At 63.1% G+C, this 12427-nt stretch carries 8 protein-coding genes; 5 read left to right on the top strand and 3 right to left on the bottom strand.

What is annotated here, in order from left to right; translation table 11 throughout:
• Positions 1 to 611: 611 nt before the first annotated feature.
• From hutG to tssA, 5 genes are all read left to right on the top strand, one after another.
• Entirely contained in the window at positions 612 to 1463 is an 852-nt protein-coding gene (gene hutG, locus AC1VXC_RS17570; RefSeq protein ID WP_481538554.1) for an N-formylglutamate deformylase, read from the top strand.
• Positions 1460 to 3127: a urocanate hydratase gene (gene hutU, locus AC1VXC_RS17565; RefSeq protein WP_481538553.1), complete on the top strand. Its 1668-nt coding sequence runs from the start codon at positions 1460 to 1462 to the stop codon at positions 3125 to 3127. The genes hutG and hutU overlap by 4 nt, the downstream gene beginning before the upstream one ends.
• A gap of 279 nt (positions 3128 to 3406) precedes the next feature.
• A complete protein-coding gene (locus tag AC1VXC_RS17560) occupies positions 3407 to 5446 on the top strand; it encodes a CocE/NonD family hydrolase (RefSeq protein WP_481538552.1) in 2040 nt (679 codons plus the stop codon).
• Positions 5447 to 5460: 14 nt separating this feature from the next.
• The gene (locus AC1VXC_RS17555) at positions 5461 to 5598 is read left to right on the top strand and encodes a hypothetical protein (protein ID WP_481538551.1); all 138 of its coding nucleotides are present in this window, start codon (positions 5461 to 5463) and stop codon (positions 5596 to 5598) included.
• Positions 5599 to 5815: 217 nt separating this feature from the next.
• Positions 5816 to 6880, top strand: a complete 1065-nt coding sequence (tssA, locus tag AC1VXC_RS17550; RefSeq protein ID WP_481538550.1) for a type VI secretion system protein TssA — start codon at positions 5816 to 5818, stop codon at positions 6878 to 6880.
• A gap of 34 nt (positions 6881 to 6914) precedes the next feature.
• Here tssA and AC1VXC_RS17545 read toward each other — a convergent pair whose 3' ends face one another.
• From AC1VXC_RS17545 to tssM, 3 genes are read right to left on the bottom strand one after another with little or no spacing between them, the layout of a single operon-like run.
• Entirely contained in the window at positions 6915 to 7706 is a 792-nt protein-coding gene (locus tag AC1VXC_RS17545) for an OmpA family protein (protein ID WP_313172225.1), read from the bottom strand.
• 2 nt (positions 7707 to 7708) lie between these two features.
• Positions 7709 to 8692, bottom strand: coding sequence for a type VI secretion system-associated protein TagF (gene tagF / locus AC1VXC_RS17540; protein WP_313172227.1), 984 nt, complete (start codon positions 8690 to 8692; stop codon positions 7709 to 7711).
• Positions 8689 to 12420, bottom strand: a complete 3732-nt coding sequence (gene tssM, locus AC1VXC_RS17535) for a type VI secretion system membrane subunit TssM (protein ID WP_313172229.1) — start codon at positions 12418 to 12420, stop codon at positions 8689 to 8691. The genes tagF and tssM overlap by 4 nt, the downstream gene beginning before the upstream one ends.
• Positions 12421 to 12427: the final 7 nt, after the last annotated feature.

Genomic DNA, 12427 nt, shown 5'->3' with positions numbered 1-12427 from the left:
GACGGCTGGCTTGGGTGTGCAGTTGCCGGGTGTTGATGTGACTGACAAGGCCTGATTGAAGCGCATGCAGAGCTGGCCGAAAGCCGTGTTGCCATTCCGTCTCCCGCCTGCTGGCGAAGGTGGCGCGCAGTGCCTGATGAGGGGAGCTTTTCGGCTTCACCGCGAAGAGCGCCCTCACCTGCCCTCCGGGCATCCTCTCCCGCAAGCGGGAGAGGCGACAGCCAGCAACGCTGCAATCTGCCAGGCCAGGCACAGTTCACCGCGAGCTGCGATGCAAGCCCTTCTCCCGCCTGCGGGAGAAGGTGGCGCGCAGTGCCGGATGAGGGGAGCTTTTCGGCTTCACCGCGAAGAGCGCCCTCACCAGCCCTCCGGGCATCCTCTCCCGCAAGCGGGAGAGGCGACAGCCAGCAACGCCGCAATTTGCCAGGCCAGGCACAGTTCACCGCGAGCTGCGATGCAAGCCCTTCTCCCGCCTGCGGGAGAAGGTGGCGCGCAGCGCCGGATGAGGGGAGCTTCTGGCCTTTACCGTGCAAAGCATCCCCTTCTGCCCTTCGGGCATCTTCCCCCGCCAGCAAGGGAAGAACAACGCCTGCCATACCCCAGGAATCCCCATGACGAACTCCCCTGATTGGCTGCAGATCCACCACGGTCACGCTCCATTGATCGTCAGCTTCCCGCATACCGGAACCGAATTGCCGGCATCGCGCGTCGGCCACTTCGTATCACCGTGGCTTGCACGCCGCGATGCCGATTGGTGGGTGCACGAACTCTATGCCTTCGCCAAGGCGATGGGCGTCACCACGGTACGCACTGCCATCTCGCGCTCGCTGATAGACGTCAATCGCGACCCATCCGGTGTCTCCCTCTACCCTGGGCAGAACACCACCGGTCTGTGCCCGCTTACCACCTTCGACAACCAGCCGCTGTACCGCGCCGGACACGAACCTGATGACGCGGAGATCCAGTACCGCCGCGAAACCTGGTTCGATCCTTACCACGCTGCGCTGGCCGGCGAGATCGCACGCCTGCGTGCCCAGCACGAGACCGTTGTCGTCTACGACGCGCACTCGATCCGCTCCCTGATTCCGCATCTATTCGATGGTGAACTGCCGCAGTTCAATATTGGCAGCGCCGGCCCCAGCGGTGCCCCCGATACCTCCTGCGACAACGCGCTCACCGACGTGGTCGAGAACCTGTGTGCGCTGAGCGGCATGAGCCATGTGCGCAACGGTCGCTTCAAGGGTGGCTGGATCACCCGCCACTACAGCAACACCGCCAACGGCGTGCACACCCTGCAGATGGAGCTGGGCTGCCGCGGCTACATGCACGAACCCGCACCCGAGGACGTGGACGAGCACAGCTGGCCCACGCCCTACGACCCCGAACACGCAACCCCCGTCCGCAACACCTTGCAGCAAGTGCTTGGCGCTTGTCTGGAATTTGCTACCAGGAGAAATGCATGACCCGTCACGACCCCTCCCGCAACCCGCGCGCACCTCGCGGCACCACGCTCAACTGCAAATCCTGGCAGACCGAAGCGCCCTTCCGCATGCTGCAGAACAACCTCGATGCCGAGGTCGCCGAAGACCCGACCTCGCTGGTGGTCTACGGCGGCATCGGCCGCGCCGCACGCGATTGGGAAAGCTACGACAAGATTCTGGAGACCCTGCAGCGACTGGACGACAACCAGACATTGCTGGTGCAGTCCGGCAAGCCGGTCGGCGTATTCCCCACCCATCCGGATGCACCGCGCGTGCTGATCGCCAACTCCAACCTGGTACCGCATTGGGCCAACTGGGAGCACTTCAACGAGCTCGATAAGAAGGGCTTGATGATGTACGGGCAGATGACCGCCGGCAGCTGGATCTACATCGGCAGCCAGGGCATCGTCCAGGGCACCTACGAGACCTTCGTCGAGATGGGACGCCAGCACTACGGCGGCAGCCTGAGCGGCAAGTGGATCCTCACTGCCGGCCTCGGCGGCATGGGCGGCGCACAGCCGTTGGCCGCCTCGTTGGCCGGTGCCAGCAGCCTGACCATCGAATGCCGCCAGAGCAGCATCGACTTCCGCCTGCGCACCCGTTACGTAGACGAACAGGCCACCGACATCGACGACGCCTTGGCACGCATCGCCAAGTACACGGCGAGCGGTGAAGCCAAGTCGATTGCCCTGCTTGGCAATGCCGCCGAGATCCTGCCGGAACTGGTACGCCGCGGCGTTCGCCCGGACTGCGTTACCGACCAGACCAGCGCCCACGACCCGGTACATGGCTATCTGCCGATCGGCTGGAGCGTCGAGCAATGGCTGGCCGAACAGCAGGCCAATCCGGAGAAGGTGCGCGATGCCGCAAAGGCCGCGATGCGCGTGCACGTCGAAGCGATGCTGGCCTTCCATGCCGCCGGCATTCCCACCGTCGACTACGGCAACAACATCCGCCAGATGGCCTTCGACGAAGGCTTGCAGAACGCCTTCGATTTCCCCGGTTTCGTGCCGGCCTATGTGCGTCCGCTGTTCTGCCGCGGTGTTGGCCCGTTCCGCTGGGTGGCGCTGAGTGGCGACCCTGAAGACATCTACAAGACCGATGCCAAGGTCAAGGAAATCATCGCCGACGACCCACACCTGCATCGTTGGTTGGACATGGCGCGCGAACGCATCAGCTTCCAGGGCTTGCCGGCACGTATCTGCTGGGTTGGCTTGGGTCTGCGCCACAAACTCGGCCTGGCCTTCAACGAAATGGTGCGCAATGGCGAACTCAGCGCGCCGGTGGTGATTGGCCGTGACCATCTGGACAGCGGCAGCGTCGCTTCGCCCAACCGCGAAACCGAATCGATGAAGGACGGCTCGGATGCGGTCTCCGATTGGCCGCTGCTTAACGCCATGCTCAATGTCGCCGGCGGTGCCACCTGGGTAAGCCTGCACCACGGCGGCGGCGTGGGCATGGGTTACTCGCAGCACTCGGGCGTGGTCATCGTCTGTGACGGCAGCGAGGCCGCCGACCAGCGCATCGCACGCGTGCTGTGGAACGACCCCGGCACCGGCGTGATGCGCCATGCCGATGCCGGCTACGACATCGCCATCGACTGCGCCAAGGAAAAGGGCCTGGATCTGCCGGGCATCCTCGGTTGATACAGGGCCTTTGGCCGTGAATGCAACGGGCAGGCCGATGGCCTGCCCGTTCTGCTTTCAACACTGGTGCCCAATGGTGTGTGCCTGCCAGAACCGGGGCAGAGGCAACGCTTCCAAGACTGGATCCCCGCGTTTGCGGCAAGGCGCTGACCCACTCAGGCCGCTCATTACGCTCATCCAGGCGATGTGCTATTGAAGACCGACGATCAAACCGATGGTCTACCCATGCGTGGCTTGCTTGCCCTACTGCTCTTGCTCAGCGCGGGAACTGCCTCGGCCTTGGACCAGCCAGCTCCCAGGCTGGCGCGGCCACAGGCCGCCGATATCGATGCAGCCATGCCCGGGCTTGCAAGGCTCGCCTTGGGCCGCCTGCCCCAGGGCGACGAACAACAGCTGTTGGACACCCGTTTCCGCCTGCAGATCGTCGCTGGCCAGTATCCACAGGCGCTGGAGAGCATCCGCAAACTGCGCGCATTGCGCGCCGATCCACGCCAACAACCGCCGCTATACCTCCAGTACGAAATCTACGCGAACGCCAAGCAGCTACAGCAAGCGCTGGGAATCAGCTTTGCCGATGCCTGGAAGCAATGTTTTGAAACGCACTTCCAGCGACTCGACGACCCAACGGCCCTGAAAGCCGAGTTCGCCTTCGCCAGCAACCTGCAACCGCTACGCGAGCAACGCGACAGACTGATCAATGCCACTGACAGTGTCGCTGCGTTGGACGACGAGCAAACCATTGCCCTGCTGCGCGCATGGCAGGTACACCGTGTCTACGCGGACTTCCTGCCGCTGGCGCCGCAGGCTATCCGCGAAGACGACGCGCGGCGCTACAGCATTGACCGCGACATCAGCATCACCACGCCCGATGGCGCGCGCATCTCCGTTATTTCCGTGCACCCTAACAAGGCCAGCAAACTACCGGTATTGCTGACCTTCACCATCTATGCAAATGACGACTGGGCCTGGTCCGATGCCAAGACCATGGCTGCACACGGCTACGGCAGCGTGGTCGCCTACAGTCGCGGCAAGGGCCGCAGCCCTGATCCGATCCGGCCGTATGAGCACGATGGCAGCGATGCCGCGGCAGTGATTGCCTGGGCTGCCGCCCAACCATGGAGCAATGGCAAGGTCGGCATGTATGGCGGCAGCTACAGCGGTTTCACGCAATGGGCGGCACTCAAACAACGGGCCCCTGCACTCAAAGCCATCGCCACCTCCGCAACCACCGCGCCGGGCATCGACGTACCGATGGAAGGTGGGATCTTCCTGAATTTCATCTACCCATGGCCGTTCTACACAACCAACAGCACCTCGCTGGACGATGCAACCTATGGCGACAACGAGCGTTGGAACGCGCTGAACAGCCACTGGTATCGCAGCGGGCAGGCCTATCGCGACCTGCCTATGCTGGACGGCGCGGCGAACCCCTGGTTCGAGCGCTGGCTGCAGCATCCTACCTATGACGCTTACTGGCAGGCATTGATACCCCAAGCGCGGGAGTTCGCTGACATCGGTATCCCGGTGCTGGCGACAACCGGCTATTTCGACGGCGCGCAGGTCGGCGCCCTGCACTACTTCCGCCAGCACCTGAAACAGCGCCCGGATGCAGATCACACCCTGCTCATCGGTCCCTACGAGCATTTCACCATGCAGACTGGCGTACCCGAACAGGTGCAGGGCTATACCCCTGATCCCGTCGCGCGCGTGGACCTTCAGGCGCTGCGCCTTGCATGGTTCGACCATGTGCTGAAAGCTACGGCCAAACCGCCGCTGCTGGCCGACCGGGTCAACTGGCAGGTCATGGGCAGCAACCAGTGGCGTCATGTCGCATCGCTTGATGCAATGCCGACACGCCAACAGCGGCTCTACCTGCTGCCCGCCAGCGCTGGCGGTCATCGACTTGCGGTTGAACCCGCGCCTGCCCGCAGCAGCGTGCAGCGGGTCGATTTCCGTGATCGCGGCGACGCCGCTTGGCAGGCCCCGCCCAATGTCGTCAACCGCACGCTTGATCCACACGCGGGGCTGGTCTTCCTGGGCGAACCGTTGGCGCAGGACACCGAACTGGCGGGTGCGTTCTCAGGCACATTGGACTTCAGTCTGAACAAACAGGACGCCGACATCGCGCTCGCCATCTACGAACGCACTGCCGACGGCACCTATCTCGATCTTGCGTACTGGCTGCAGCGGCTCAGTCATGCAGCCGATCCCCGCCAGCGGCAGCTGCTCGCCCCCGCACGACGCCATAGCGTGCGCGTGACCGATACCCGATTGCTGGGCCGCAGGCTCGCTGCAGGCTCGCTGCAGGCAGCCGCATAGTGGTGACGCTGGGGGTGATCAAGCAGCCCGATCGACAACTCAATCTCGGTAGCGGCAAGGACCCGAGTGATGAAACCCTGGTCGATGCAGCAACGCCATTGGAAGTACGCTGGTATGGCAGCAGCCACATCGACCTGCCCATCCGTGATTGACCGTGGCAACGCCAGCGCTTGACGCCGCAGGCCAGGTGCAACGACATCCCCTTCACATCCACGTCCGTCATCGCCCCAAGGGTGCATGAGCAAGCTGCCCAGCCATTGCTGAATGAAGGCAGGCGCGACGTTCTCTTCGCCAGCCTGCAACCGAGCGCTACATTCTTCTGCCCACAGCCGCGCTAGAATCGGGCGGTAACCCACAACGAGATTTGCCATGCTGGATCAGGATGCCCTGCTGGCCCCGATTGACGGATACGCAGCGACCGGTGAAGACCTGTCGTTCTCGGCCGAATTTGATCGGATCATCGAAAACCGTCGTGCCGATGACCCCACCCTGGATCAGGGGGCGTGGCAGACCGATATCAAATATGCGGACTGGGGCAGCGTGCTGCGCGACTGCAACCAGTTGCTGCAGACCCGCACCAAAGACCTGCGCCTGGCCGGTTGGCTGTGCGAGGCAGCGACCCAGCAGGAGGGTTTTCCCGGCCTGGCCGCAGGCTTCCGGGTCACCGCTGGGCTGTGCGAGCGCTATTGGGATGACGTGCATCCAGTAGCGTATGACGGCGACTACGAGGAACGCATCGGTAACCTGAGCTGGTTGCTGACCAATACCGCGCAATGGCTGCGCGCGATACCCATTGCCGTCGCACCGCAGGGTCGTTTCAGCCTGGCCGACTTCGAGCATGCCCACGCCAATGGTGGCGAGCCTTCCGATGGCCGGCCAAGCCTTGATGTTCTGGAAGCCGCGCGTCGCAGCACCTCTCACGACGTGTACCGGCAGCTGGTTACCGCCCTGCCCGACTGCAGCCAGGCACTGGATGAGTTGCAGGCCGCGGTGGACAGCCGCTTGGGCATGGATGGCCCCAGCTTCAGCTCGGTGCGTGAGCAGCTGGATCATCTGCAGCGCACCGTCCGCCGCTTCGCGCGTGAGGCCGGCATGTTGCTCGACGGCGAGGTGGAAGACACCACCGATGAAGCGAACGGCACACATTTCGCGCCCGCAGCGATCACCGCTGAGCCAGCGGCGGCCAGCACGGCGCCACGTGGCCCTGCCGGCGCACCGACCAGCCGCAAGGAAGCGTTGGCGCAGCTACGTCAGGTAGCCGAGTTCTTCCGTCGCACCGAACCGCATAGCCCGGTCGCCTACCTGGCCGAGAAGGCCGCCAGCTGGGGCGAGATGCCACTGCACGTGTGGTTGAAGCGTGTCATCAAGGACCACACCACGCTCGAGCAGATGGAAGAAATGCTCGATGTCAAAAACGATAACGACGGGCTTTGAGCCCGTCGTTGTCGTTTCAAGCTGGGCCCGGCACTTACTGGATCTTGAACTCGATACGCCGGTTGCGCGCACGCCCATCGTTGGTGGTGTTGTCCGCGACCGGCTCATCCGGGCCTTTGCCCAGCACATCCATATGCGTGCTGGGAATGCCCTTGGACATCATGTAGTTCTTCACCGCTGCCGCACGCGCATGGCTAAGCGACAGGTTGGACTCTCGCTGGCCGACATTGTCCGTGTGGCCAATGATCAGGAAGCGGCTGTCCGGCATCTGTGCCATCTTCGCCACCATTTCATCGAGAATGCTCATGCCAAACGGCGTGAGCTTGGCACTGCCACTCTGGAACTCAATGATCCGGTTGGCCAGGGTTTGGTCCAGCACACTCTGCTGTGAGCCCACCTTCAAGGCATTGCTGACCGTATAGCTGGTATTGCTGGCAAGGCTGAGGTCACTGGCCACCTGCTGCCGCAGGGCCTCATTGGCCACTTCGCCGGTAATCCGCACCGACTGCCCGTTGACCTCCAACTTGCCGGGTGAAACGCGCTTGAGCCCGGTGTTGATCATCCCGGCAACATAGTCGCCCCAGTTGGGTGGCGTGGCGATGCTCTCCACCTGAATGCGATCGACCACACGTTCGGCACCATAGACCGCGCGCAGGTTATTGAGCAACTTGGCCTTGGTGGCCTGATCCGGCACCACCCCTTCGATCACCACAGGACGCTCCCCCGCTGCAGGCGTCGCCGCAGTTGCCGGAGCAGCCGTTTGTGCGAACACAGGCGTAGCCGCCAACAGCAATGCAGCGATGTAACTCACTTTGAACAGATGCATCGTCAGGTTCCCAGGAAAGTCTCGCCAAACAGCCGACGCGCGGTGACCAAGGCAAGGTCGTCACGCTCAAGGAAGCTGCCGAAGCGGTTCAAGTTGTAGTCGCCATGCAGGTAGTCATCCACCCACGCAGAGTGCTGCAGGTGAATCAGGTAGTCGCCTGCTTCGGAAGGATCCAGTGCCGCCCGCAATACCATGCGATCAGCACCGTTGAAGCCAATCACCATGTTCGGCTTTGCATCGTTGCGGATCAGCACCGCCAGCTCGAAATCACCGCGACTGACGAAGCTGGATACCAGGTCCAACCAGAAGGCAGCCACCAATGGTCGATAGGCCGGGTCGCGCACCAGCGGCAGCACCAACGCCTTGTCGATGGTCACCTCGCCACCACTCAGCACCGGCTGCAGCAACAAGCCCAAGGCCGGCAGCACCTGCCGCAAGGACACATCGCCATGGCCTGCCTCACGCAGGCGCTGTTCGAAGCTGGCGATAGTGGTGCCTTCGAGGAAGTCATGGAAACTGGCGTTGTAGTCGGCCGGATCGGTGCTGATGCTGAAGCGTGCATCTGCCAGTTGGCTCAAGGCCTGTGTGGCATCGGCATCTTCGTTGGCCTGGCGAGCCAATCGCGCCAGCCCGGACCACGCATTGGACAGCGCCAAGGGGCTGCGACCGATGAACGGCAAAGGTTCCGGGGCTTCCAGTCGCAATGCGGAGAGCAGCGGGAAGCGTCGCTCGGACGCGTCGCGACTGGCCAGGAAATGACCACACACCAGCATCTTGCTACGCGAGCCAAGAAAGGCGTAGTTGATCTCCGGGGCATCGTCGTAGCGCTGCTTCCAATCCGGGCTCTGGCTCAGTAACTCCAAGGACTCACCGGCCCAGCGGTCCAGCCACCCCAGCAACTGGTGGTTGTCGGCGGCACGCACGAAGTCGCCCCGCGAGGGCACCTTTCCAAAATAGGAAACACCGGCACTGACAACGCGGCTCATCGCGCACCTCCGGCAGCCTGCTGCGCCGGCGTCGTCGCAGGCGTAGTTGCTGCAGGTGCCTGCATCGCGGGGACCTGCGGTGCTGCGGCTACAGGCGCACCGCCGGCGACGCGCTCCGGCAACTGCAGGCCGCGCTGCCAATCGCTGCCATCAGAGCCCGTGCCTGCACGCCGTACGACACGCATTTCCACCGTTACGGCAACACCACTGCCTTCCCAGGTGATGCGGCTGGAGTCATCGAGACGCTCATACTGCCCTTCGGACATCAAGCGCTTGAAACCATTGGAGCCCGGCGCATTGAATACCTCCACCGTGCGCCCATCGCCGGTCACCGCCGAGATCTTCACGCCGGGAATCTGACCCGCGTTCGGGTATTGCATGGTGGTCCACTGCGGCGGCGTGTTGCGATAGCGCAGCTGCTGGCCATCGATCTCGATGGTGTACTCCACCGCTCCGGTGGCCGGTGACGGCAGCAGCTCGAAGATGGTGCTGTCCTGCGCTGCGCCCGCACCGGCACCGCTGACCCAGTTGCCGTAGTTGGCGACCAGTTCGGAGGACAGGTTGATACCGATACCCGCCCAGCGCCGTGCTTCAAGCAAGGGCCCGCGCTGGATGACCAGTGCCCCCATCGCGTCCTTGTTGAAGGTGGCAATGCTGCCGCTGGCGCCGAAGATGGCACCGATATCGCTGGCGGCGGCGTCCACATCCGAGTTCAGGTTGAACGGATACTGCTGGCCGATACGTGCCTTGAACGGATCATAGACCTGCGCCGTCCAGGTCTTGTTGACCTCGTCTTCGGTCGGCGGCACCAGAGCGGCAAAGGTCTGCGTCAACGGACGCAGCAGCAACGGTCGCAGTGCATCGCGCTGCTTCTCATCCAAACCGTTCAGCACCTGCTCGTCGACCAGGGCCAACGCGACACTCAATTCGGAGCCTTCATTGCTGAAGGTATCCTGCATCAGCTTGCGTGCGCCCACACCCACGTCGCCCTGCGACTTGATCGCATTCAAACGGGCGCGCAGCTTGCCCAGCGTGTCGAAGTACGCCGCGATCACGGCCGGCTGATCGCCGCGTGGCATGGTCAGCCGCGCGATACCTTCAAATGCCTTGCCAATCGGTCCGACCGGCGCGGCTGCGGCAGCAGCTGCCGGATCCTTGCGCAGGATCGTACGTTGGAACCAAGCCACGAAACCCTTGCCGGCCTTGCTGGAGCGCGCCTGTGCAGGCGGGTTGTCCCAGATGGTTTCCTCGTTGATCTTCTCCAGCAGGGTGCGCAACGGCGAGTTGCTGGCGTCGCCCAGGCGATTGATGCGGGCGGCGGCCTCGTCGAAGGTATTGAACTCAGCAATGCTCAAGCCCTGCACGAACTTGCCCCACTCCCGCGCGTATTCCTGCTTGTACAGCGTCACCAGCTCACGCGAGACATGCTCTGGGCTGCCGGCAAGTGACAAGTCGCTCTGCTCGGTTGTGCCCAGGACCCAGTCGGTTGTGCTCAGCTGGGTGTTGGCCGCTTCCTTGATCGCATCCTGCACATAGTCTTCCCAGGCCTTGCGGCTGAAAGCACCGGAGATGGCATAGCTGCCATTGATCAGCCGCGCATTGCGCTCCTCACCCACCAGGCCATCCACCGTTACCGTGCCAAAGCGCGCACCGGCGCGTGCCTTGATCTGCGCGAACACGCGCTCCATCGCCGGCTGGCCCTTCATGACCTGTGACAGCGCCTGGCGCGAATCGGTGACCAGGGTGACCTTGTTCTGCACCTGCGGCCAGCCCGGCTTGCCGGCCTGCGCCACGTAGAACGTCATCAGCTTCTCGGCAGCGCGCACCATCTCCTCACGGCTCATCTGGCCACGATTGGCTTCCAGCCAATTGCGCCAGAACAGGGTGAGCTGCTGTGACAGGTGCGCGCCTTCCACATACTTGGGATTGCCCAGCATCAGGTAGGTCTTGAGCGCGTTGTAGGCATCGTTGGTGCTGGTCGGCGATGCGTTCTGATACAGCGTTTCGCTTTCCGCAGCGGCAGCGTTGGCCTGGCCGAGCTTGTCGCGCTCGGCAACCACCTGTCCCAGATAATTCTCAAGATTGGATACGGTAGGCGCCAGCATCACCTGCTGCATGCCGTGGTTGTACTCGCGCAGCAATTTGTCGCGAATCGCGTCGCCCTGGTACAGGCCGAGGCTGGTGGTGATGCCACCTTCCTTCTTGTAGCGATCGAGCTGCTCCATGCGATCCTGCAGCAGCAGCAGCGCGTCGACGCGTGACTTCAGGTCCATGCGATCCTTCTGCACACGCACGGCCTGGTCCAGATCCTTGGTCGCATTGGCCACCAGTTGCGCATTGGTGGTGTACGACCAGGTCCACAGTCCCAAACCCAAAGCCAACACACCCACCGCCCCCAGGAACACGCCATAGCGCAGGCGATTCTGGTGTGGACTTGCGTACTGCCGGACCAGCTCGCGGTCGGCGAAGATCACCTTGCGGAACAGATCCTTGAGGAAGAACGCGGTCTGCCCGCTCGGCGCCTCGTCGACATTGGAGCCGCGCTGCAGCCCGAACTGGCGCCCAACGCGCTCGGAGGCATGATGGACCGAGCGGCCTTCCTGCAACGCACTGCTGAAGTAGAAGCCGCGGAACACCGGCTTGAACTGATACGGATTCTCCTCGAACAGCGTTGCGATGAAGGTGCGCAATGCCGGCTTGATGCCAACGAACTCCAATGGCAGCGACAACAGGCCTGGCGAGACTTCGCGCCCCCGCTGCATGGCCATGTGGGTCAGGCTCATTTCCTTGATGCCGTCCGCCAACTCGTCGAAGTGCTTGTCGAACGCCGTCAAGGCGTCACTCTGCTGCAGCACGTCGGCTGGCAAGGTCGCGCCCCACACATTCTCACGCTCGCCCGGGTCCAGGTTGCCAAAGAACTCGCTGAAGCCAGCGATCAAATCGGCCTTGGTAAACAGTACGTAGACCGGCGCAAAAACCTCTAGCTGTTCGGTGACTTCCTGCACGCGCTGGCGCAGGTTCTTGGCCAGCTCCATTGCGAATTCCGGCTTGCTGCCGGACAACTCGGCAATGCTGACCGCGATGATCACACCGTTGATCGGCGCGCGCGGTCGATTCTTCTTCAGCAGACCCAGGAACGTCAGCCACTCCATGCGGTCTTCGGTGCTGACCGAATAGCGTCCGGCCGTATCCAGCACGATGCCGTTGGTGGTGAAGTACCAATCGCAGTTGCGGGTACCACCAATCCCCTGGATGACATTGCTGCGGTTGTCCTCGAACGGGAACTGCAGCCCGGAGTTGAGGATGGCCGTGCTCTTGCCCGCAGCAGGATTGCCGATGATCACGTACCACGGCAGCTCATAGAGCGCGGCATTGCCCTTGAGCATGCCCATCCGCGAAGACTTTATCTGCTTCACCGCGTCCAGCATGCGCTTGCGCAAGGCTTCGGTATCTGCCCGCTGCGACGGCTGCGCATTGGCCACGGCCTTGTCGGCCTCGCCCTGCACCATCGCTTCCACCCGCCGTGCTGCGCGCCGCGCCATGATCCGCTTGATGATCCACACGATCAGCGCGACAACCAACAGTGCTGCGAGAACAATCGCTGCCCATATGCCGATCTGACGTGCTTCGGCCTCGCCGTACTTGGCCAGCCCCGCGGCGCCGATAAGGCCGATCACCATCCACAAGCGATAGTCACGCAGGTAGTAGCTGAAATTGCTCAAACTCATGCAGGGA

The sequence above is a fragment of the Stenotrophomonas sp. STEN033 genome (assembly GCF_056856655.1).
This window is presented reverse-complemented; position numbering and strand designations above follow the sequence as displayed.